At 48.0% G+C, this 22,181-nt stretch carries 22 protein-coding genes; all 22 read left to right on the forward strand.

The features are described 5' to 3' along the window. Positions 1 to 2: 2 nt before the first annotated feature. The 22 genes from flgK to fliO all read left to right on the forward strand — a co-directional run bounded on the left by flgK (position 3) and on the right by fliO (position 22,174). Positions 3 to 1,916, forward strand: a complete 1,914-nt coding sequence (gene flgK, locus AC5YBX_RS05465; RefSeq protein WP_494524507.1) for a flagellar hook-associated protein FlgK — start codon at positions 3 to 5, stop codon at positions 1,914 to 1,916. A gap of 11 nt (positions 1,917 to 1,927) precedes the next feature. Then, complete coding sequence (gene flgL / locus AC5YBX_RS05470) at positions 1,928 to 3,118, forward strand: flagellar hook-associated protein FlgL (RefSeq protein WP_494524508.1); 1,191 nt, start codon at positions 1,928 to 1,930, stop codon at positions 3,116 to 3,118. An 85-nt stretch (positions 3,119 to 3,203) separates the two neighbouring features. Then, entirely contained in the window at positions 3,204 to 4,025 is an 822-nt protein-coding gene (locus AC5YBX_RS05475; protein WP_494524509.1) for a flagellin N-terminal helical domain-containing protein, read from the forward strand. 248 nt (positions 4,026 to 4,273) lie between these two features. Next, positions 4,274 to 5,092, forward strand: a complete 819-nt coding sequence (locus tag AC5YBX_RS05480) for a flagellin N-terminal helical domain-containing protein (protein WP_494524510.1) — start codon at positions 4,274 to 4,276, stop codon at positions 5,090 to 5,092. Positions 5,093 to 5,187: 95 nt separating this feature from the next. Then, positions 5,188 to 5,568 carry a flagellar protein FlaG gene (locus tag AC5YBX_RS05485; RefSeq protein WP_494524511.1) on the forward strand — a complete coding sequence of 127 codons (381 nt, stop codon included), beginning with the start codon at positions 5,188 to 5,190 and terminating at the stop codon, positions 5,566 to 5,568. Positions 5,569 to 5,602: 34 nt separating this feature from the next. Continuing rightward, complete coding sequence (gene fliD, locus AC5YBX_RS05490) at positions 5,603 to 6,970, forward strand: flagellar filament capping protein FliD (protein ID WP_494524512.1); 1,368 nt, start codon at positions 5,603 to 5,605, stop codon at positions 6,968 to 6,970. A gap of 24 nt (positions 6,971 to 6,994) precedes the next feature. Beyond that, entirely contained in the window at positions 6,995 to 7,309 is a 315-nt protein-coding gene (locus AC5YBX_RS05495) for a hypothetical protein (RefSeq protein WP_494524513.1), read from the forward strand. A 9-nt stretch (positions 7,310 to 7,318) separates the two neighbouring features. Continuing rightward, a complete protein-coding gene (gene fliS / locus AC5YBX_RS05500; protein ID WP_494519663.1) occupies positions 7,319 to 7,726 on the forward strand; it encodes a flagellar export chaperone FliS in 408 nt (135 codons plus the stop codon). 274 nt (positions 7,727 to 8,000) lie between these two features. Further along, positions 8,001 to 9,434: a sigma-54 dependent transcriptional regulator gene (locus tag AC5YBX_RS05505; protein ID WP_494524514.1), complete on the forward strand. Its 1,434-nt coding sequence runs from the start codon at positions 8,001 to 8,003 to the stop codon at positions 9,432 to 9,434. 117 nt (positions 9,435 to 9,551) lie between these two features. Continuing rightward, positions 9,552 to 10,625, forward strand: a complete 1,074-nt coding sequence (locus AC5YBX_RS05510) for a sensor histidine kinase (RefSeq protein ID WP_494524515.1) — start codon at positions 9,552 to 9,554, stop codon at positions 10,623 to 10,625. Further along, complete coding sequence (locus AC5YBX_RS05515; protein WP_494524516.1) at positions 10,618 to 11,967, forward strand: sigma-54-dependent transcriptional regulator; 1,350 nt, start codon at positions 10,618 to 10,620, stop codon at positions 11,965 to 11,967. The genes AC5YBX_RS05510 and AC5YBX_RS05515 overlap by 8 nt, the downstream gene beginning before the upstream one ends. A gap of 280 nt (positions 11,968 to 12,247) precedes the next feature. Beyond that, a complete protein-coding gene (fliE, locus tag AC5YBX_RS05520; RefSeq protein ID WP_494519659.1) occupies positions 12,248 to 12,580 on the forward strand; it encodes a flagellar hook-basal body complex protein FliE in 333 nt (110 codons plus the stop codon). Between the two features lie 67 nt (positions 12,581 to 12,647). Then, positions 12,648 to 14,339, forward strand: coding sequence for a flagellar basal-body MS-ring/collar protein FliF (gene fliF / locus AC5YBX_RS05525; protein WP_494524798.1), 1,692 nt, complete (start codon positions 12,648 to 12,650; stop codon positions 14,337 to 14,339). Next, positions 14,332 to 15,381: a flagellar motor switch protein FliG gene (gene fliG, locus AC5YBX_RS05530; RefSeq protein ID WP_494519658.1), complete on the forward strand. Its 1,050-nt coding sequence runs from the start codon at positions 14,332 to 14,334 to the stop codon at positions 15,379 to 15,381. Before fliF ends, fliG begins: the two co-directional genes overlap by 8 nt. Then, the gene (gene fliH / locus AC5YBX_RS05535; protein WP_494519657.1) at positions 15,381 to 16,325 is read left to right on the forward strand and encodes a flagellar assembly protein FliH; all 945 of its coding nucleotides are present in this window, start codon (positions 15,381 to 15,383) and stop codon (positions 16,323 to 16,325) included. The genes fliG and fliH overlap by 1 nt, the downstream gene beginning before the upstream one ends. Beyond that, complete coding sequence (gene fliI / locus AC5YBX_RS05540; protein WP_475516297.1) at positions 16,294 to 17,634, forward strand: flagellar protein export ATPase FliI; 1,341 nt, start codon at positions 16,294 to 16,296, stop codon at positions 17,632 to 17,634. The genes fliH and fliI overlap by 32 nt, the downstream gene beginning before the upstream one ends. Positions 17,635 to 17,687: 53 nt before the next feature. Then, complete coding sequence (gene fliJ / locus AC5YBX_RS05545) at positions 17,688 to 18,134, forward strand: flagellar export protein FliJ (protein ID WP_494519656.1); 447 nt, start codon at positions 17,688 to 17,690, stop codon at positions 18,132 to 18,134. A 189-nt stretch (positions 18,135 to 18,323) separates the two neighbouring features. Next, complete coding sequence (locus AC5YBX_RS05550) at positions 18,324 to 19,673, forward strand: flagellar hook-length control protein FliK (protein WP_494519655.1); 1,350 nt, start codon at positions 18,324 to 18,326, stop codon at positions 19,671 to 19,673. A 76-nt stretch (positions 19,674 to 19,749) separates the two neighbouring features. Next, positions 19,750 to 20,271: a flagellar basal body-associated protein FliL gene (fliL, locus tag AC5YBX_RS05555; RefSeq protein ID WP_494519654.1), complete on the forward strand. Its 522-nt coding sequence runs from the start codon at positions 19,750 to 19,752 to the stop codon at positions 20,269 to 20,271. A gap of 39 nt (positions 20,272 to 20,310) precedes the next feature. Then, complete coding sequence (gene fliM, locus AC5YBX_RS05560) at positions 20,311 to 21,339, forward strand: flagellar motor switch protein FliM (RefSeq protein WP_475516301.1); 1,029 nt, start codon at positions 20,311 to 20,313, stop codon at positions 21,337 to 21,339. 54 nt (positions 21,340 to 21,393) lie between these two features. Continuing rightward, complete coding sequence (fliN, locus tag AC5YBX_RS05565) at positions 21,394 to 21,777, forward strand: flagellar motor switch protein FliN (RefSeq protein WP_475516302.1); 384 nt, start codon at positions 21,394 to 21,396, stop codon at positions 21,775 to 21,777. Positions 21,778 to 21,793: 16 nt separating this feature from the next. Further along, on the forward strand, positions 21,794 to 22,174 hold the full coding sequence (gene fliO / locus AC5YBX_RS05570; protein WP_475516947.1) for a flagellar biosynthetic protein FliO: 381 nt from the start codon (positions 21,794 to 21,796) through the stop codon (positions 22,172 to 22,174). The last annotated feature ends 7 nt before the right edge of the window (positions 22,175 to 22,181 follow it).

Below are 22,181 nucleotides of genomic sequence, written 5' to 3' on the forward strand. Positions count from 1 at the left end.
TAATGTCATTGGACTTACTTAATATTGCTCGTACGGGCGTGCTGGCATCGCAGTCACAATTGGCGATAACCAGTAATAACATCGCTAATGCCAACACTCAAGGCTACCACCGTCAAGTGGCCGAGCAGTCGAGCCTCGAGTCGCAGCGCTTAGGCAACAGTTTTTTTGGTGCGGGTACCTATGTGAGCGATGTTAAGCGTATTTATAACGATTACGCTGCACGCGAACTGCGTATTGGGCAAACAGCGGTGAGTCAGGCGCAGACCACGCAGATCAAAATGGGCGAGCTTGACCAACTGTTTTCGCAGATCGGCAAATCGGTGCCGCAAGGTTTAAATGACCTGTTTGCTGGGCTAAACAGCTTGAGCGATCTTCCCGATGATTTAGGCATTCGAGGTGGCGTACTTGGGAATGCCGAACAGCTGGCTAATGCATTAAACCAGATGAACTCGCACCTTAATGGTCAAATGCAGCAGACTAACGATCAAATCGTGGCGATCACCGACAGAATTAATGCTATCGGCAAGGAGCTTGGGCATATCAACCAAGAGTTGATGAAGTCTCAAGGGGCCGACATGCAGCTGCTTGATCAACAAGATGCCTTAATCCAAGAGCTGAGCGAGTACGCGGCAGTCAATGTGATCCCACTGGAATCAGGCGCCAAAAGCATCATGCTTGGCGGCGCCGCCATGTTGGTGTCTGGTGAGGTGTCGATGCAAGTGGGGTCGACAACCGGCGATCCATTTGGTGGAGAGCTGCGGATCACCGCATCGGTTGGCGATCAAAGCCTGGTGCTGGATCCCGCTAAAATGGGCGGTAGTTTAGGCGCCTTATTTCAATTTAGGGATGACACCTTGATCCCAGCGCAAATGGAGATGGGGCAACTGGCCGTGGGTATTGCCGATAGCTTTAACCAAGCTCAGGGCCAAGGATTTGATTTAAATGGCAATGTGGGCGCAAACCTCTTTTTAGATATCAACGATCCTAAGATGTCGACGGGCCGCGTAGGCGCTTACGGCAATAACACGGGCGATGCCACCCTTAAGGTCAATATCGATGATGTTGGGGCGCTCTCTGGTGGTAACTATCAGTTAAGTTTTACTGCGCCTGCAACCTATGAGCTTAAAGATAACGACAGTGGCGTTGTCACACCATTGGTGCTTAACGGTAACGAGCTCACTGGTGGTGACGGCTTTAGTATTCAAATAGCCGCTGGCACCTTGGCCTCGGGCGATCAGTTTGAGATCAGGCCCACAGCGGGGGCGGCTGCTGGTATAGATGTGGTGATGAGCGACCCTAAAGGCATTGCCGCTGCGGGTCCGAGTATCAATGCCGATGCGGCCAATACGGGTAGCACGAGCCTCACATTAAACAGTATGGATCCTAGCCAAGCCAATTTTCCTGGCGTAGGCGGTGAAATCACCTTTGAAATAGACACCATCACCAATAGCTATCAAGCCTTTGATGCAACAGGTACATCTTTAGGTGTGGGGATGTTTACGCCACCTAATATTGACGCCTTTGGAATGAATTTCGATGTGCAAAGCAGTACCGCCGAGGCTGGTCAGCGCTTTACCTTCGATCTCAATTTTGCCGAAGGTAATAACAACAATGCCCTTGCGATGGCCAAATTAAACGAAGCCAAATTGATGCAGGGCGGTAGCGCCACCTTAAGTGATGTATATGAGTCGACTAAGTTAGCCGTGGGCGGCAAAGCTAAATCGGCCGAGGTGGCATTAGGTTCGGCCGAGGCGGTTTACGCACAGGCCTATAGCCGAGTGCAAAGCGAATCTGGGGTGAACCTCGATGAAGAGGCCGCCAATTTAATGCGTTTTCAACAGTCTTATCAGGCATCAGCGCGGATCATGACCACGGCCGCTGAAATTTTTGACACTTTATTTAGTTCGGTGAGATAGGAGTAAATCAGATGCGCATCTCAACGGCACAGATGTTTAACCAAAGTATTACCAGTGTGTTAGACAGGCAATCATCGACCAGTAAAATCTTAGAGCAACTGTCAAGCGGTAAGCGAGTCAATACCGCAGGTGACGATCCAGTTGCCGCTATTGGTATCGATAACCTTAACCAACAAAATGCCTTAGTCGATCAGTTTATGAAAAATATCGACTATGCCAACAACCGTTTGTCATTGACCGAAAGCAAGCTTGGCAGCGCCGAGACATTGACGGCTTCGGTTAGAGAACAAGTGTTGCGTGCAGCAAATGGCGGTTTAGAAGATTCCGAGCGGCAAATGATTGCCGTCGAACTGCGCACAACCTTGGAAGAGTTAGTTGCGATTGCCAATACCCAAGATGAATCGGGCAATTATCTATTTGGTGGCTTCGAAACGGGTAAGCAGCCATTTAGTTTCGATGCCGCAGGCAATGTGGTTTATAACGGCGATAGCGGCGTGCGTGATGCGGTCGTCGCATCGGGCGTCACCTTAGGCACAAATATTCCGGGCGATCAGGCATTTATGAATGCGCCATCAGGATTAGGCGATTTCAGTGTCAATTATTTGGCAACACAAGTTGGTGATTTTAGTGTTAACAGCGCCAGTATTACCGATCCTGCAGCTTATGTTGAAGACAGTTACACCTTTACCATGGTGGGCGGCGATTTAGAGGTAAGAGACTCAAGCGCTGCGTTGGTGACCACGGTATCGCCGTTCGACCCATCTACCCCTGTAAGTGTTAATGGTATTGAGGTTTCTCTCTCGGACATGCCTGAAAACGGCGACAGTTTTACCATAAATCCTCAAAGTGAAGTCAGTATTTTCGACACCATCAATCAAACCATTTCCTTGATAGAAGATCCCAACAAAATAAATACGCCGCAAGGAAGATCAGAGTTGGCACAGGTATTGAATGATATCGATAGTGGTGTAAATCAAATCAGTATTGCCCGAGGTCAATCGGGCACTCATTTGAAAAGTCTAGAGAGTCACAGTTCGGCCCATGTTGAAGAGCAATTAGTCAACAATTCGGCGTTATCGATGCTCGAAGATTTAGATTACGCCTCTGCTATTACAGAGCTCGAAAAACAGCAATTAGCGTTAAATGCGGTGTCGAGTGTGTTTAGCAAAGTCGGGTCGACGACACTATTTGACTATATCTAACGAGGCTTATCTCGATAGATGTTAACTCAGGATTTTTTAGCCAAGCTCAGCGTCTTGGCAGTGCAACCAAGAAGAGGAAAACACAATGGCTATTACAGTAAATACTAACGTTACATCGATGAAGGCGCAGAAAAACCTCAATACCTCATCTCAGGGGTTGGCAACGTCAATGGAACGTTTGTCTAGTGGTTTGCGGATCAATAGCGCTAAAGATGATGCGGCAGGTCTAGCCATCTCGAACCGATTAAATTCGCAGGTCCGTGGCTTAGAAGTGGGTATGCGTAATGCCAATGATGCCATCTCTATCGCACAAATTGCCGAAGGCGCGATGCAAGAGCAAACAAACATGCTACAGCGGATGCGTGACTTGACGATTCAGTCTGAAAACGGTGCCAACAGTACCGATGATTTGCTGGCACTAAAAGCAGAGATGGATCAGCTGGCCGATGAAATTAATGAGATTGGTAGTAATACTGCCTTTGGTAATACTAAGCTGTTAAGCGGTGGCTTTGCTGCGGGTAAAACTTTCCAAGTGGGTCATCAAGATGGCGAAGACATTACCATTTCGGTGGGTAAAACCGATAAGGTCAGTCTATCAGTAGGTGCTTTAGCTAATGCTTCAGCAGGTGATCGTAAGTCGGCATTAGAGAAGATTGATGCGGCGATTAACACTATCGATACCCAGCGCGCTAAATTGGGTGCGGTGCAGAACCGTTTAGCCCATAACATCAGTAACAGTGCCAATACTCAAGCGAATGTCGCCGATGCTAAGAGTCGTATTGTGGATGTGGATTTTGCTAAAGAGACCGCCACTATGACCAAGAACCAGGTACTGCAGCAAACGGGTTCAGCAATGTTAGCGCAGGCGAATCAGTTGCCACAGGTGGCCTTGTCACTGTTAGGCTAATGGTCACCAATAAGATAGATATGGGTAAAGTTGAGCCGCACAATTCGGCTCAACTTTAGTGCGTTCACCGGTGTGAACTTGGTATTTAAAGTAATAAATTCAATTGTTTAATCTAAATTTGTGTTTTTTTTGAAAAAAAGCTAAAGATTAAAATCCTCGTGCCGTTACATTTACTGTAACCAATTAGCTCCGCCTGGCTCAAATCAGACAGGCAAGTGATTAAGTCAGGCATAGTAGAGGAAACGATAATGGCTATTACAGTAAATACAAACGTTACATCGATGAAAGCTCAAAAGAACTTGAATCAGTCTAGTGGTAACCTAGCGACCTCTATGGAGCGTCTATCAAGTGGTTTGCGTATTAACAGTGCAAAAGACGATGCCGCCGGTCTGGCGATCTCTAACCGTCTAGATTCTCAGGTTCGTGGTCTTGAAGTGGGTATGCGTAACGCTAACGATGCGATCTCTATTGCCCAGATTGCCGAAGGCGCGATGCAAGAACAGACTAACATGCTACAACGTATGCGTGACTTGACCGTACAAGCAGAAAACGGTGCCAACAGTACTGACGATCTAACTGCACTGCAGGCTGAAATGGATGCCTTGGCCACCGAGATTGATGAAATTGGTAGCAATACCGCTTTTGGTAACACAAAATTATTAGCCGGTGGTTTTTCTAACGGTAAATCGTTCCAAGTGGGTCACCAAGATGGTGAAGATATCACTCTTTCTGTGGCAACAACAAACAAGACCACGCTATCTCTTGGTGCATTAGCTAATGCGTCAGCTGGCGATAGAGCAAGTGCGCTGAAGAAAATTGATGCTGCGATTCAAACTATCGACAGTCAACGCGCCGACTTAGGTGCGGTGCAAAACCGTCTCTCTTACAACATCAGTAACAGCGCTAACACGCAAGCTAATGTTTCAGATGCTAAGAGTCGTATTGTGGATGTGGATTTCGCCAAAGAAACCTCCGCAATGACTAAAAACCAGGTACTACAGCAAACGGGTTCGGCCATGTTAGCGCAAGCTAACCAGTTGCCACAGGTTGCACTATCGTTACTATAACGAGCCAAGGTTAAGCATTGATACGATAAGGGAGGTTCGGCAACGAGCCTCCCTTTCGTGATTTTAAGCAACACGGTGAATCGAGGGTTATTGCAATGGATATCAATATGGTTAACTCAGTCACTCTTGCTCCGACTAAAGTGGATGTAGGTCATGCGGCTTTGAAGCCGAATCAGCAGGATGTTGAATTAGATACTCGCTCTGCCATTAACGCAGTGGAAGCAGCAGAAGAGGCACCCGCAGCACAAGCCGAACCAAAGCAACTGCAAGGCGTCGTCGATGAACTGTCTGATATGATGTCGCTGATGCGAAAAGGGTTGGCATTTAAAATCGATGAAGACTCTGGCACGAATGTTGTAAGTGTTATGGATATAGAGTCTGGCGATATTATTCGTCAAATTCCGAATGAAGAAGCGCTGAAATTGGCACAAAAACTGTCGGAAGTGACAGGTTTACTGATGAAAACTGAAGTGTAAGGCGTTAGAACATCATAATTAAGTTGAGGTATTTATGGCATTAACAGCAACGGGAATTGGTTCTGGGCTCGATATCAATACGATTGTCGGCGTACTCGTTGATGCCGAAAAAGTGCCAAAAGAAGCGATCTTTAATAAAAAAGAAGATGCGCTTGAAGCGCAGGTTTCAGCTATTGGCAGCTTAAAAAGCGCCCTGTCTAACTTTCAAGACGCCTTAGAAAAACTAAAAGATGGTGACAGCTTAAATCAGCGTCTAGTCAGCACCGGTGAGAGTCATTATTTTACCGCTAGCGCCGATAAAAATGCTCAGTCGGGTAGCTACAATATTGTGGTTGAGCAACTTGCCCAGCGTCATAAGGTTGCCGGCGACTTTACTGCCGATCCTAAAGCCGCAGTTGGTGAAGGTAGCTTAGATTTTACGGTTAATGGTAATACCTTTAGTGTTGATGTCGCAGCGGGTGACTCGCTCGATGCGATAGCCGCCAGTATTAATAATGCCGACGATAACGTTGGAGTCACCGCGACCATAGTGACCACTGATGGCGGTAGCCGTTTAGTGATAAGCTCAGACACCGAAGGTTCTGACAGTAATGTCAGCGTCGCGGCAAACGACATTAGTGGGACTGGGCTTAATGATATGTTTGGCGCAGGTAATTTGACCGAAGTTCAAGCGGCCAAAGAAGCCATTGTGTATATCGACGGGCAAAAGTTACAGTCGCAAACCAATGATATTAGCAATGCGATTTCAGGCGTGACCTTAAACCTAACCGATGCCGATCTGAATAAGACCTCTGTACTCAAAATTGAGCTTGATGAAGAGGCCGTGAAAGAGAATGTACAGGGCTTCGTTGATGCTTATAACAGCCTGATCGATAAGATAGAAAGCCTATCATCTTATGACGCCGAAGAGAAAAAAGCGGCGGCGATGCAAGGCGATTCAATGATCCGCTCTATCGAGTCGCAAATGCGCAATATGATCTCGACCCGGGTCGATACTGGTGGCGGCGAGAGTATTGCCCTCTATGATATCGGTATCGAAGCCGATCGCTATGGTAAGTTATCTGTTAATAGCACTAAGCTAGATAAAGTGATCAATGAAGATATGGGCAGCATTGAATCCCTGTTTGCCACCAAAGACACAGGTCTGGCAACCCGCTTAGATACCATGGTAGAAGGTTATGTTAAAACCACTGGTCTGCTAGACTCACGTAACAATACGTTGACAGCAGATAAGCAACGTTTAGAAGATCAGCGCGAAGCCTTTACCATGAAGATGGAACAATTGCAGGCGCGATTATTTAAGCAGTTCAATGCCATGGACTTAGTCGTCGGTAATTTAACTTCACAAGGTAATGGCGTGATCAATGCATTAAATTCGCTCCCAGGTGTCATTAAGGCATAGGGTTAATGGTAAGGTCATTTGGATTTGCAATCACTTAATACATTAAACGCACAGCTGGCTGCTCTATTAGATCAATTAGAGGTTATTGCCGCTGAAGATGAAAAAGCAGATGAGTTGGTATCAAATTTGCTTGATATGGTGAGTCAGCGTCAATTATTGCTTAATGAGTTGCTTGAGTCTCCTAAAGAGGAAGATAGACACGTACTGCAGACACAATTAACGCTAACCAATCAATTCACAGCACGTGCGGTATCCTTGTTACAACATCGTCAACAGCTGCTGCATTTAGGGCGTAAGAGTCAAAAGCAGCTTAATGTGTATAAATCTATAGGTTCATAGTAGGTATTTATGAGAACGTCACTGAAATCATACCGTAAGGTATCAGTTGAGAGCGAAATTTCGGTCGCTTCTCCCCATCGTATCATTCAGTTAATGTTTGAGGGCGCGCTGCAACGTTTAGCGCAAAGTCGTTATGCAATTGAACATAAAGATATTGCCAATAAAGGGATCTATATTGGTAAAGCCATTGGAATTATTACCGGCTTAAATAACAGTTTGAATATGGACGCGGGCGGTGATATCGCCAATAATCTTAGCGATCTTTATGATTTTATGTTGCGTAAAATATCGGAAGCTAATATCAATAATGATGTGCAAGCCATTGATGATGTAAGTGAAATACTCAGAACGATTAAAGAGGGCTGGGATGCTATTCCGCAAAAAGATCACCATTTAGTCTCGCACAATGACGCGTAATTGCTTGGCTTATAAAGGCTTTTTGTGCGTCGCAATCCTGTCAGGTGTCAAGCCTTTGACACCTCGAGCTTGAATCGTAGATAAATTGTCCTAGAATCAGATGAGTTTGTCATAAAGTGAATCAGACACTTGCTAATACGGTGCTGATAATACACTATTCCTTAATGGTAGTTAGTTTATTTAAAATCAGTAATAACGGTATTCTCTTGTTTTCTAAGCTGCTAACACTAATAACTAATGCGAACAACACTGAGCGCTTTTACGGCCTTCTTAAATGATGCAAACAGATCAACGAATTCTACTTGTCGGTAATGAGTCAGAGCGAACTAATCGCTTATCTTGTGTTTTTGAGTTTCTTGGTGAACAAGTTGAACGGCTTGGCGTTGATGAACTTGAAGCTCGAGTTTCCAATACCCGTTTTCGGGCGCTGGTGCTTGCTCAAGATGCTCAGTCTAAAGAGCTTTTAAAAGCCATTGCCAGCGCAATTCCGTGGCAACCGATACTGGTATTGGGTCAAACCGATGCCCTTAGCACATCTAACACTCTTGGATGTATCGAAGAACCTCTCAACTATCCGCAGCTCACTGAGTTGTTACATTTTTGCCAGGTTTTTGTCCAGGCTAAACGTCCAGAAGTGCCAACCAGTGGCAATCAAACCAAATTATTTCGTAGCTTAGTGGGTCGCAGTGAAGGGATTGCTCAAGTTCGTCATCTGATTAACCAAGTGGCAGGCTCTGATGCCACAGTATTGATATTGGGTCAATCAGGTACGGGGAAAGAGGTTGTGGCGCGAAATATTCATTATCTTTCAGAGCGCCGTGATGGCCCTTTTATTCCAGTTAACTGTGGTGCTATTCCTGCTGAATTATTAGAAAGTGAACTCTTTGGCCATGAAAAAGGCTCCTTTACTGGTGCTATCAGTGCACGTAAAGGTCGGTTTGAATTAGCCGAAGGGGGAACGCTGTTTCTCGATGAAATTGGTGATATGCCACTGCAGATGCAAGTTAAGCTGCTGCGTGTATTACAAGAAAAAGTCTTTGAACGTGTCGGTGGCAGCAAGGCACTTAAAACTGATGTTAGGGTGATTGCCGCGACTCATCGTGAGCTTGAAACCATGATTGCCGATGGGGAGTTCCGAGAGGATCTCTTCTACCGCTTAAACGTGTTTCCCGTTGAGATGCCAGCACTACGTGAGCGTAAAGACGATATACCCCTGTTACTGCAAGAGCTTGTGAGTCGAGTCTATAACGAGGGCCGTGGTAAGGTACGTTTTACCCAGCGTGCCATCGAATCACTTAAAGAGCATAGCTGGTCAGGTAATGTCAGAGAACTGTCTAACCTAGTCGAACGTTTAACTATTCTCTATCCTGGTGGCCTAGTCGATGTGAACGACTTGCCATTGAAGTATCGTCATATTGATGTGCCAGAATATCAAGTTGAAATCAGCGAAGAAGAGTTAGAGCGTGATGCCTTGGCGTCTATCTTTAGCGATGAAGTGGTGGTGGATATGCCTGAGAGCCGCTTCCCCAGTGAATTACCACCTGAAGGGGTCAACCTGAAAGATCTCTTGGCTGAACTTGAGATTGATATGATCCGCCAAGCGCTAGAACAACAAGATAATGTGGTCGCCAGAGCCGCAGAAATGCTGGGAATACGTCGCACCACCTTAGTTGAAAAAATGCGTAAATATGGCATGAGTAAAGACTAACCACTCCTGCTTACAGGTACAAAAACACTGATCTAAGGGCACTCATCATAGTGCCCTTTTTTATTGGCATAATATCTGCATTAACTCCGTTAGCAGCATTTTATTGACGGAGTGATTATGTCCGCTACGCCCAAATTAGATTTTACTGAGTTTGACTCAGCGCCATTGATGATGGCCAGCAGCGTCGCTAACGATGCGATGTCTAGCACCATGGAGCATATTCTCCAAGCGATGCCATCTGGTGTAGTGATCATTAATGGCGATGGTATTGTGACTGAGGCTAATCCAGTGGCGGTACAGTTACTTGGGCAGCCACTGGCGGGCATGCGCTGGCTGCAGATCATTAACCGCGCCTTTGCGCCGCAACATGATGATGGCCACGAAGTCTCACTGAAAAATGGTCGCCGAGTTAAGTTGGCGATAACCCCCTTAACGCCAGAGCCAGGGCAGTTGATTGTGCTGACCGATCTGACCGAGACCCGTTTGCTGCAAAAGAACTTATCTCACCTGCAACGTTTATCTGCCTTAGGTAAAATGGTGGCAAGCTTAGCGCATCAAGTGAGAACCCCATTATCGGCTGCCTTATTGTATGCCTCGAATCTGGGTAGCCCGAAACTAACCCCGGATTCACGCCAGCGTTTTCAATCAAAGCTTATCGACAGGCTCAATGAGTTATCGCAGCAGGTCGATGATATGTTGTTGATGGCTAAAGGGCGTCAACAAGAGTTGACCGATGAGTGTACCATGACCGAAGTGGTCGATATTGTGCTGGCCAATTGTGAGCCGATCGCGGCGCGCAAAGAGTGTCGCTTGCATGTGGATATGACCTCAACACAGACCTTTATGGCCAATCGCGCCGCATTGAGTTCTGCCATTAATAATTTAGTGATCAACAGTGTAGAGGCCGGAGCCACACACATTTGGATTAAGGCGCAGGATAATGCGCAGGAGATCCTGTTTGAAGTGGTTGATAACGGCAAAGGGATGGATAAATCCATGCAGCAACAGGTATTAGAACCATTTTTCACCACCAAATCTCAAGGTACTGGCTTAGGTCTGGCCGTGGTGCAAACCGTGGTGGCAAACCATCATGGCCAACTGCAGCTCAATTGTATACGCGGTCAAGGGTGCCGGGCCTCATTCGCCTTACCGGCAATGGTCGAACAGAACGTGGAGGTGGCCCATGGCTGAAGCTCATATCTTATTGGTTGAAGATGACGTTTCTCTGCGTGAGGCTTTGGTCGATACCTTACTGTTAGCCCAGTATGAATGTGTCGATGTTGGCTCTGCCGAAGAGGCGATAGTGGCGTTAAAAGAACATCGGTTTGACATGGTGATCAGTGACGTGCAGATGGACGGCATCGGCGGCTTAGGCTTACTCAATTATTTACAGCAGCACTACAGTCAGTTGCCACTGCTATTAATGACCGCTTTTGCCACCATAGATAATGCGGTGAGCGCCATTAAATTGGGTGCGGTTGATTATTTAGCTAAACCCTTCGCGCCCGAGGTGCTATTAAATCAGGTGTCGCGCTATTTAAAACCTAAATTGATCGAAAATCAGCCGATTGTGGCCGATGACAAAAGCCTAGCATTATTGGCGTTGGCGCAAAAGGTGGCTCATTCAGACGCCTCGGTGATGATCATGGGGCCAAGTGGTTCGGGCAAAGAAGTATTAGCCCGCTACATTCATCAGCACAGTACCCGCACCGAAGGCCCTTTTGTGGCAATTAACTGTGCGGCGATCCCTGAAAATATGCTTGAGGCGACCCTGTTTGGTTATGAAAAGGGCGCATTTACTGGCGCTTATCAGGCCTGTCCGGGGAAATTTGAACAGGCACAGGGCGGCACCTTGTTGCTTGATGAGATCTCTGAAATGGATTTAGGCCTACAGGCCAAGCTATTACGGGTGCTGCAAGAGCGAGAAGTCGAGCGCTTAGGTGGCCGCAAAACCATTAAGCTAGATGTGCGGGTATTGGCGACATCCAACCGTGATTTAAAAGCTATCGCCGCTAGAGGCGAGTTCCGTGAAGATCTCTATTATCGGATTAACGTTTTTCCGCTGACATGGCCGGCATTGTATCAGCGCCCTGCAGATATTTTACCCTTGGCTAAGCACTTAGTGCAGCGTCATGCCAAGTCGGGCGGATTAGCTTATGTACCGCAATTAGATGAGTCGGCATCACGACGATTATTAACCCATCGCTGGCCGGGTAACGTACGTGAGCTCGATAACGTGATACAACGAGCCCTGATTTTACAGTCGGGAGATAGCATCACGGGGGGCGATATTATTATCGACAACCAAGATATCGGTATCGACAGTGCGCCGCAATTTGGCGAACCCAAAAGTGCCGAGCTAGATGGCCTAGGCGATGAGCTCAAAGCACAAGAGCACGTGATCATCCTCGAGACATTGTCTCAGTGCAATGGCAGTCGCAAGTTGGTTGCCGAAAAACTGGGGATCAGTGCCCGCACACTGCGTTATAAAATGGCCAAGATGCGCGATTTAGGCATCCAACTTCCGGCGTAATTCCCCCTCGTAAAACGCACAACATGGGCTATGACCGATAAGCGCAGCAGAAGTTATCTTCTTATGCTGCGCTTTTACTTCTGCTATTTAAGGCTCGCGGTTCACCGCTTATTTGCGTGGTCAATTCTAGACCAATGCTTGATTTAATGGTCACCTCTAGGCGGTTATTTAAGCAATTCGCTGGCTTAAAGTGCTATCGGTTGATCATTCTGGCAATAATATTGCATTGCACTTGCTAACAGAAATTTTTCGTCAATAATACGGCGACTAAGAGGTTAGTATGCAGATTGGTGCCAATTCTTTATTGCAGGAGATGCAATCGCTCAGTGGTGAAATTAAGCCTAGCGGGATCACTCCTAACATAACTCAGCAAGTCTCCAACACCAGTGGCAGTGACTTCGGTCAACTCCTCTCACAAGCGGTCGGCACAGTGAACTCATTACAGGGGCACTCATCGTCGATGCAAACGCGTCTCGATATGGGCGATACCCGAGTGACATTATCTGACACTGTTATCGCACGCGAAAAAGCCAGCGTCGCATTTGAAGCCACAGTGCAAGTGCGTAACAAACTTGTCGAAGCGTACAAAGAGATCATGAGCATGCCGGTATAGTGGGCAGCTTTTTCGATCACGCATTTCTTAATAAAAAACACAGCAGGTATCTATAGTGAGCACAGATATGGTAGTGGGAACAAACTCTACTGCAGACGACATGTTAGCCGGTGGAGTCCAAGAAGAGCACAAACCCAGTGGTGGTGCTTTTGGCGGCGTCGACATGCTACGTCAAGTGACCATGATCTTAGCGCTGGCGATCTGTTTAGCCTTGGCTGTGTTTGTCATGTTATGGGCGCAAGAGCCTGAATATCGCCCGTTGGGTAAAATGGACACTGCCGAGATGGTGCAAGTCCTCGATGTGCTAGATAAAAATAAAGTTGACTACCAAATTGATGTTGATGTGTTGAAGGTGCCTGAGGATCAATATCAAGAAGTGAAAATGATGCTCAGCCGAGAAGGCATCGACAACTCGGCAGCTAAAAATGATTATCTGTCCCAAGACAGCGGCTTCGGTGTCAGTCAGCGCATGGAGCAAGCACGTTTAAAACACAGCCAAGAGCAAAACCTTGCCCGTACCATCGAAGAGCTTAAGAGTGTCAATCGCGCTAAAGTGATTTTGGCCATCCCCAAAGAAAATGTCTTTGCTCGAAATCGTTCAACTCCAACCGCCACCGTAGTTATCAGTACTCGCCGAGGCGGATTAGGCCAAGAAGAGATAGACTCGATTGTCGACATCGTCGCCTCTGCGGTACACGGTCTTGAGCCTACGCGCGTCACGGTTACTGATTCTAATGGCCGTTTACTTAACTCGGGCAGCCAAGATGCAGTTTCTGCAAGGGCCAGGCGAGAGCAAGAGTTAGTACAGCAAAAAGAGTCAGAATATCGCAATAAGATTGAGTCGATATTGATGCCTATTCTCGGCCCAGAAAACTTTACCGCTCAGGTCGATGTGAATATGGACTTTACTGCCGTGGAGCAGACCGCGAAACGCTTTAATCCTGATTTACCTGCCATGCGCAGTGAAATGACCGTTGAAAATCAATCGGTGGGCTCGACCACAGGCGGCATTCCTGGCGCGCTGTCGAACCAACCGCCGATGGAGTCGAACATTCCTCAAAACGCGATGGATAACCAACAAGAGCGCACGGCACCTGGCTCTAGCCATAAAGAAGCCACCCGCAACTATGAACTCGACACCACCATTAGCCATACCCGCCAGCAAATTGGCGTGGTCAGACGCGTCAGTGTATCGGTTGCCATCGACTTTAAAACCGGTCCTGCTGGCGCCGATGGTCAAGTGCAGCGTGTGGCGCGCACCGAGCAGGAGTTGGCCAATATTCGTCGGCTACTCGAAGGCGCCGTGGGCTTTAATACCCAGCGAGGGGACATGATTGAACTGGTTACGGTTCCCTTTATGGATCAGTTGATTGAAGACGCGCCTGCGCTAGAAATGTGGGAGCAACCCTGGTTTTGGCGCGCGGTTAAGCTAGTGATGGGTGGGCTTATTATTCTGGCGTTGATCCTCTTTGTGGTGCGGCCGATGTTAAAACGGCTTATTTACCCCGATGCCAATAAGATGCCAGACGATCCTATGCTAGGGGGCGAGCTTGCAGAAATTGAAGATCAGTATGCCGCCGATACCTTGGGCATGTTAAATCGTCCCGATGCCGAATACAGCTATGCCGATGATGGCTCTATTTTGATACCGGATCTGCATAAAGACGATGATATGATTAAGGCCATCCGCGCCCTAGTGGCGAACGAACCGGAACTGTCCACCCAAGTAGTCAAAGGTTGGTTACAAGAAAATGAGTAATGATAAAGATATTGCAATTAAAGGTGGTGCTGCCGAGTTCAACGTTGATGGACTTACGGGGATCGAAAAAACGGCGATTTTATTACTCAGTTTGAGTGAAGCCGATGCCGCCTCGATTTTAAAACACTTAGAGCCTAAGCAGGTGCAAAAAGTCGGCATGTCGATGGCAGCCATGAAAGACTTCGGTCAAAGTAAAGTGATTGGGGTGCATAAGCTGTTTTTAGAGGAGGTGCAGAAATACTCATCTATTGGCTTTAACAGTGAAGAGTTTGTTCGTAAAGCCTTGACTGCCGCCCTGGGTGAAGACAAAGCCGGTAACCTGATTGAGCAGATCATTATGGGCGGCGGTGCGCGAGGGCTTGAGTCATTAAAATGGATGGATGCCAGACAGGTGGCCACCATTATTCAAAATGAACACCCGCAGATCCAAACCATTGTCTTATCGTATTTAGAGCCTGATCAAGCGGCGGAAATTTTTGCCCAAGCACCTGAAAATACTCGCTTAGATTTGATGATGCGTATTGCGAATCTCGAAGAGGTTCAACCCGCAGCGCTGCAAGAGCTTAATGACATCATGGAGAAACAGTTTGCAGGCCAAGGCGGCGCGCAAGCGGCCAAGATGGGCGGACTCAAAGCGGCGGCCAGCATCATGAACTACCTCGATACCGGGGTTGAAAGTCAGTTAATGGAAACTCTGCGTGAATCCGATGAAGAGTTAGCCCAGCAGATCCAAGACTTGATGTTTGTGTTTGAAAACCTCTCCGATGTTGACGATGTTGGTATGCAGACTCTGCTGCGCGAAGTGCAGCAAGATGTGTTGATGAAAGCGCTTAAAGGCGCTGACGATCAACTTAAAGAGAAAATATTACGCAATATGTCCAAACGTGCCGCTGAAATTCTTAACGATGATTTGGAAGCCATGGGGCCTATTCGCATCAGTGAAGTGGAGATGGCGCAAAAAGAAATACTGTCTATTGCCCGCCGCTTAAGTGATGCCGGCGAAATTATTCTCGGCGGTGGCAGTGGAGAGCAGTTCTTATAATGAGTAACGCCAACGATCGCTCAACGCCTAAAGATAAGGCTGACTTTAGTCACTGGCAATTGCCTGATGTGACAGTGGTCGATACCACGGTAAAAGAAAACCTCTTTGGTCGCAGTGCCGCGGTAAAAGAAGCGGTAGAGGTAGAGCAGCAGGTGCTGCCGCCAACGCTTGTTGAAATCGAAACTATCCGCGCCGAAGCCGAAACTGAAGGTTTTGAACAAGGCCAGCAGCAAGGCTATCAAGAGGGCTTAGAAAAAGGCCGCCTCAGTGGGTTAGAGCAAGGTCATCAAGAAGGCTTTAGCCAAGGCGAAGAGCAAGGTTACCAGCACGGCTTGACGCAAGCGCAGCAACAAGTTCAACAATTTGAAGCCTTAATGCAGCAATTAGTGGCACCTTTATCGCTACTCGATACCGAAATTGAGCAATCGCTGGTTAACCTCAGCATGACCTTAGCCAAGGCTGTGATAGGCCATGAGCTGCAGGTGCATCCAGAACATGTCTTGGCGGCCCTTCGCCAAGGCATTGACGCCCTTCCGTTAAAAGAGCAAGGCGTCAATGTGCGTTTGCACCCAGAAGATGTCACCTTGGTTGAGCAGTTGTATGGCAGTGCCCAACTGCAAAAAAATCGCTGGGAGATAGAGTCCGATCCGTCACTGCGCCGCGGCGAGTGCATCATCAGTAATGATAGAAGCCGCGTCGATATGGGGCTTGAAAACCGCATTAAGGCGGTATTTGAAAACTTAGTCCACAGCGAAAGCCACTTAGAGCAACAGAAGTTGCAACAGCAACAGACGTTAGCTAAGCAGGCGAGTGAGGCGGTGAGCGAGGTGTCGGCATCCGAGGTTCAACCCACTCCAGTCGTGGATGCTGCCACGCTCCATGATGAAAAGCATGCTAGCCAAGGCCAACAAGATGCAGACGCGACAACATCAACTGCTGAATAAATTTAAACAGCATAATCATAACGTCAATCCGTTTATGCCCGACGCCAGTGGTCAACTGGTTCGAGTGGTAGGCTTAACGCTGGAAGCCACCGGCTGCCGTGCATCGGTAGGCAGTTTGTGCAGTATTGCCACCATGGCCGGCGATCTTATTGCCGAAGTGGTGGGGTTTGACGACAAACTACTGTATTTAATGCCAGTCGAAGAGCTCAGAGGCGTGATGCCTGGCGCTAAAGTGACGCCACTGGGGGCGCAGGCTGGGCTCAATGTCGGCCTGTCCTTACTGGGGCGAGTGCTCGATGGCAACGGCGTGCCACTCGATGGCTTAGGCCATCTGCATACTGACCAAAAAGCACCGCGTCATGCCGCGCCCATTAATCCATTGGCACGGCGGGCGATCACCGAGCCGCTCGATGTTGGCGTACGCGCCATCAATGCGATGCTGACGGTCGGCAAGGGTCAACGTATGGGGCTGTTTGCCGGCTCTGGCGTCGGTAAAAGTGTGCTGCTGGGGATGATGACCCGTGGCACTACCGCCGATATCATCGTCGTGGGCTTGGTTGGCGAGCGTGGCCGTGAGGTGAAAGAGTTTATCGAAGAGATCTTAGGTGAAGAGGGGCGAGCCCGCTCTGTGGTGGTGGCCGCTCCGGCCGATACCTCGCCGTTAATGCGGCTGCGCGCCTGTGAAACATCGACCCGGATCGCCGAGTATTTTCGTGATTTGGGCTATAACGTCTTACTGTTAATGGACAGTCTGACTCGTTACGCGCAGGCGCAACGTGAAATTGCACTGGCCGTCGGTGAGCCGCCTGCCACCAAGGGCTATCCGCCCTCGGTGTTTGCCAAGTTACCTAAGTTAGTGGAACGCGCCGGCAATGGTGGCGTGGGACAAGGTTCGATCACTGCGTTTTATACAGTATTAACCGAAGGTGATGATTTACAAGATCCTATCGCCGACTCGGCGCGAGCGATCCTCGATGGGCATATTGTGCTGTCACGTGCCTTGGCCGATTCGGGCCATTACCCTGCTATCGATGTCGAGGCATCCATTAGCCGTGTTGCGCCTATGGTGATCAGTGAAGCCCACTTAGAAGCCACTCGCCGAGTAAAACAGATGTATTCCTTGTATCAGCAAAATCGCGACTTGATCTCGATTGGTGCTTATACCCAAGGCAGCGATCCCCGTATCGATAACGCCATTCGCCTGCAACCGGCAATGAACGCCTTTTTACGTCAAACGATGAAAGAGTCGCTTAGTTTTGACAGTTGTGCCTTGATGTTAGGTCAATTGAGTGCCCAATGTCAGGGGTAGCGGCTATTGTGAAATAAATAGATGCCCTTGAGTTTGATGATTTAGAGGATGTGATGGCGAAACCTGATCCACTCGATACCGTGCTTAAATTGGCGCTCGACGCCGAAGAGCAAGCGTCACTTCAACTGCGCTCTGCGCAGATGGTGCTGCAAAAATGCCAGCAGCAACTAAGCGCATTACAGCAATACCGTCTTGATTACATGAAACAGATGGAGCAGCAACAGGGGCAGGTGATAAGTGCAAGTAATTATCATCAGTTTCATCAGTTTATCCGTCAAATAGATGAGGCGATCACCAAACAGCATTTTGCGGTGAACGAGTCTGATAAGCAGCGTCAAATTGGCCAGCAAGTGTGGCAAGTCAAACAGCAAAAGCGTAAAGCGGTGGAGCTGCTGCTTGAGCGCAAGGCGCATAAGCGGCAACTTGCCGAATTAAAACAAGAACAAAAGATGATTGATGAGTTTGCCTCTCAGCAATTTTTTCGAAAACCGCAGCGTTAAGCGCCTCAGTCGCCACGATATTGCTCTTCATTAAAAATAATCATCAAACAAGGCAACAACTTAACAGTTGGCGCTTTATTTGCATTCTTTATCAAAATACTAATTTCTTATCGGCAGTACGACCGAATAATTGACACTAGAAGCGTGACATAAGCGCCGCGTGTTACGCGTAAAAGTGTTGGAGGATTTATGCCACAAATGAATAGCGTGCTGTTATCTAAAGCGGATAGCTCGGGCGATAAGTTGGGTTTGCAACCTAACAAATCTAGTGCTAACAGCCCGAAAAGTAATGACTTTTCTACGGCGTTAGCGCAAGCGTCAGCCGATAATGGCCCAAGTCATAAAACCCAAGGCTCTCCTGAAGCCGATAAGATAACGCATGACAATCAACAGGTCGTGGCAGCGGATGAGCAGCAAGACGAGGATAATGACGTTGCCAATGTGTTGGCGCAAATTAACTGGGCGACACAGTTAGCGGAAAACCAGGAACTTGCCGAGGGCGGCGCACAATTGCCACTCGATGGTGAATTAGGCTCAGATCTGAATCTGACAGGCGAGACGAGTACCGACGAGTTGTTAGCCAGCCTAACGCAATCCCAGCTTGAAGGGCTTGAGAGTCAAACAGGCCTAGATGAGGCACAGCTAGCGCAATTACCGCCGCATATGATGGCGGCATTAATTGATGGATCGCAGCAGGGTAAGAGTTCGGCTTTCAACGCCTTAATCGAGCAAGCCAACACGGTTTTAGCCGCGCAAGGTGCGGGTAGGGCTAACAGCCTTGGGGCTAACAGTCTTGGGGCTAAGATGGGCGGCGACGATGCTAAATCGATGTTGGGTGGAGCTCAATCTGACGTAACCTCAGAGCTTAAACCAGACGCTGCCGGGCAAATAACCGCTAAAGTGCAGGCTCAAGCGGATGCCAGCACGAGTGCGGCCAATGAGCTTAAAAATGCCAAGTTAATGGTCTCCATGGCGGCAGAGGGTGATATCGCCGACAATGGCGCAAACGAGTTAAAACCCACATCATCGACCATGACATCGACTCCTTTTGCGCGAGCCGAGACACCAGCACAGTATCAAGTCTCTATTCGCCCGCAAGGTGAACCTGCCCAGCAGATGCAAGAGATGATTCAAAAATTCTCCCCCGTCATGCGTCAACAATTGATCGCCATGGTCAGCCAAGGGGTGCAACATGCCGAGATCCGTCTCGACCCGCCTGAGCTTGGACAGATGATGGTGCGCATTCAAGTACAGGGCGATCAGACTCAAGTGCAGTTTCAGGTGATGCAACATCAAACCAAAGATCTGGTCGAGCAGGCACTGCCGCGTTTACGTGAGATGTTGGCCGAACAAGGAATGCAACTGACAGACAGTAATGTGTCCCAAGGCGGTGGCGGTCGAGAGCAGGGGCAAGCGGATGGCTCTGGCCAGCAAAATGGCACCTTATCAGCGGATATGGATGAAATATCAACAGATGAAAGCTTATTGGCCGCGAATAACGCAACAAGTTACCGCTCAGGTATAGATTATTACGCATAAGCAGGTAACCTATAGGGTTATAGATTGCTCCACCGGGTTTAGGCACTTAAAAAGTAGCGTGTGATAGGAAATAAACATGGCTGAAGAAGAATCGTTACAACTGGAAGAAAACCCGCCACTCAAAAGCAAAAAAAAGCTGATTATTTTTGCTTCAGTAGGGCTTGTTGTCCTCCTTGGGGGGGCTGTGGCGCTATGGTTGTTATTGGGCTCGAGTGACGCATCCGATAGCGAAGTATCAGAAGAGGCGCCTGTAGAGCAAGCGGCATCGGTTAATAGTGGTGAAGCGTTTTATGTGGGTATGCCAAGGCCATTTCTGTTTAACCTGCCAGGGCAAAAGCGTGCGCGTATTGTCGAAATAAAAGTACAGCTGATGGTACGAGGCGCTGATGATGATGTGTTACTGAAGAAACACATTCCATTAATCGAAGATGCGCTATTAACGACGTTCAGTAGTGCTAATGTACAAAAGTTAAGTTCGTTAGCCGGTAAAGATGAGTTACGACAGATGGCGCTGCTGAATGTGCAAAACACATTACGACCCGTGACCGGGCGCAAAGTGGTCGAACGGGTACTCTTTACTGGGTTTGTAATGCAGTGATGCTAGCGGCAACCTTGATTAACCAGGTAGGGCGATATTGTGAGTGATCTATTAAGCCAAGACGAAATTGATGCGTTATTACACGGTGTCGATGACGTTGATGAAGATGAGGCAAGTGATAATGAGCTAGATGCGCGCTCCTATGACTTTTCTTCTCAAGATCGTATCGTCCGTGGCCGGATGCCGACCCTTGAGATCGTTAACGAACGTTTTGCCCGCCATTTACGCATCAGCATGTTCAACATGATGCGCCGCGCGGCAGAAGTGTCGATTAATGGCGTGCAGATGCTTAAGTTTGGCGAATACGTGCATACCTTATTTGTGCCAACTAGCCTTAATATGGTGCGTTTTAGCCCGTTAAAAGGTACTGCATTGATCACCATGGAAGCCCGTTTGGTGTTTATTCTGGTCGACAACTTTTTTGGCGGTGACGGCCGATTTCATGCCAAGATTGAGGGGCGAGAATTTACCCCCACCGAGCGGCGCATCGTGCAACTGCTGCTTAAAATCATCTTCGAAGATTATAAAGAAGCTTGGGCCCCGGTGATGGATGTTGAGTTTGATTATCTGGACTCTGAAGTCAATCCCGCGATGGCCAATATTGTTAGTCCTACCGAAGTGGTGGTAGTGAGTTCGTTTCATATCGAAGTCGACGGTGGCGGTGGCGATTTTCACATTACCATGCCTTACTCGATGATCGAGCCGATTCGTGAACTGCTCGATGCGGGGGTGCAAAGTGATACCCAAGACACAGATATGCGCTGGTCGCAGGCGTTAAAAGATGAAATCATGGACGTCAAAGTGGGTATCGATGCCACCATAGTCGAAAAAGAGATGTCATTGAAGAGCGTTCTGAGCTTAAAGGCTGGCGATATTATCCCGGTTGAAATGCCTGAACACATAGTGATGCGGGTCGAAGACTTACCCACTTATCGCTGTAAACTCGGACGTTCAAGAGAGAATTTAGCCTTACATATCCGGGAAAAAATCCCACGGCCCGAGACGGCGAAAAGCGAATTACAGCTGGTCACCAAAAAAGGCAAGGCAAGAGAAATTGGCAATATTTAGGTAATCCGAGTTTAGGTTAGTTAACCATTATTTGAGTTTTAAAGGTAAAAAGTGATGAGCACACAAGATACAGGTGATGATTGGGCTGCAGCAATGGCCGAGCAAGCGATTGAAGAGGCTCAAGCGGTTGAATTAGACGAATTAGCTGATAGTTCTCAACCGTTAACCGAAGAGGAAGCGGCCAAACTCGATACTATTATGGATATTCCGGTGACCATCTCTATGGAAGTGGGTCGCAGTTTTATTAATATTCGTAATTTACTGCAGCTGAACCAAGGCTCGGTAGTGGAGTTAGATCGTGTCGCCGGCGAGCCGTTAGATGTTATGGTTAATGGTACTCTTGTGGCCCACGGCGAAGTGGTTGTCGTTAATGACAAGTTTGGTATTCGATTGACCGACGTCATTAGCCAAACCGAACGCATTAAAAAGCTTAAGTGAGGCAAGGTTAATGGGAATGTCATTATCGATGCCAATGATGGCTAGTGCAATAACCACGTCTGCGGCAGAGGTCACCGCAGAGCGAGAGCCAGCGTTAACCACCATGGCGAATATGCTCGGTGGACTTATTGTCGTTATCGCACTGATTTTTTTATTGGCCTATGTGGTGAAGCGACTCAAGTTAGTGCCTACTAGCCATGGCGTGCTTAAGACCGTGGCGGTCACGCCGCTAGGGCAAAAAGAGAAAATGGTCTTGGTGGAAGTCGAAGGGCAGCAATATTTACTTGGTGTGACCAGCCATCAGGTGACCTTGATCGATAAACTCGAGACCCCTGTGACAGTATCACAAGACTCGTTTGCCAGCCGTTTACGCCAAGCTAAATCATCGCAATCATGAAACGGAT

The sequence above is a fragment of the Shewanella sp. 492 genome (genome assembly GCF_059338445.1).

Bases quoted from the DNA above. Each gene is read 5' to 3' on its own strand.
- fliL (WP_494519654.1), top strand. From the start codon at position 19,750: ATGGCTGAAGAAGAATCGTTACAACTGGAAGAAAACCCGCCACTCAAA.
- fliE (WP_494519659.1), top strand. From the start codon at position 12,248: ATGCAGATTGGTGCCAATTCTTTATTGCAGGAGATGCAATCGCTCAGT.
- AC5YBX_RS05550 (WP_494519655.1), top strand. From the start codon at position 18,324: ATGCCACAAATGAATAGCGTGCTGTTATCTAAAGCGGATAGCTCGGGC.
- AC5YBX_RS05515 (WP_494524516.1), top strand. From the start codon at position 10,618: ATGGCTGAAGCTCATATCTTATTGGTTGAAGATGACGTTTCTCTGCGT.
- AC5YBX_RS05505 (WP_494524514.1), top strand. From the start codon at position 8,001: ATGATGCAAACAGATCAACGAATTCTACTTGTCGGTAATGAGTCAGAG.
- fliD (WP_494524512.1), top strand. From the start codon at position 5,603: ATGGCATTAACAGCAACGGGAATTGGTTCTGGGCTCGATATCAATACG.
- AC5YBX_RS05510 (WP_494524515.1), top strand. From the start codon at position 9,552: ATGTCCGCTACGCCCAAATTAGATTTTACTGAGTTTGACTCAGCGCCA.
- AC5YBX_RS05480 (WP_494524510.1), top strand. From the start codon at position 4,274: ATGGCTATTACAGTAAATACAAACGTTACATCGATGAAAGCTCAAAAG.
- fliO (WP_475516947.1), top strand. From the start codon at position 21,794: ATGTCATTATCGATGCCAATGATGGCTAGTGCAATAACCACGTCTGCG.
- flgL (WP_494524508.1), top strand. From the start codon at position 1,928: ATGCGCATCTCAACGGCACAGATGTTTAACCAAAGTATTACCAGTGTG.
- AC5YBX_RS05485 (WP_494524511.1), top strand. From the start codon at position 5,188: ATGGATATCAATATGGTTAACTCAGTCACTCTTGCTCCGACTAAAGTG.
- AC5YBX_RS05475 (WP_494524509.1), top strand. From the start codon at position 3,204: ATGGCTATTACAGTAAATACTAACGTTACATCGATGAAGGCGCAGAAA.
- fliH (WP_494519657.1), top strand. From the start codon at position 15,381: ATGAGTAACGCCAACGATCGCTCAACGCCTAAAGATAAGGCTGACTTT.
- fliG (WP_494519658.1), top strand. From the start codon at position 14,332: ATGAGTAATGATAAAGATATTGCAATTAAAGGTGGTGCTGCCGAGTTC.
- fliF (WP_494524798.1), top strand. From the start codon at position 12,648: ATGGTAGTGGGAACAAACTCTACTGCAGACGACATGTTAGCCGGTGGA.
- flgK (WP_494524507.1), top strand. From the start codon at position 3: ATGTCATTGGACTTACTTAATATTGCTCGTACGGGCGTGCTGGCATCG.
- fliS (WP_494519663.1), top strand. From the start codon at position 7,319: ATGAGAACGTCACTGAAATCATACCGTAAGGTATCAGTTGAGAGCGAA.
- fliN (WP_475516302.1), top strand. From the start codon at position 21,394: ATGAGCACACAAGATACAGGTGATGATTGGGCTGCAGCAATGGCCGAG.
- fliJ (WP_494519656.1), top strand. From the start codon at position 17,688: ATGGCGAAACCTGATCCACTCGATACCGTGCTTAAATTGGCGCTCGAC.
- fliI (WP_475516297.1), top strand. From the start codon at position 16,294: ATGCAGACGCGACAACATCAACTGCTGAATAAATTTAAACAGCATAAT.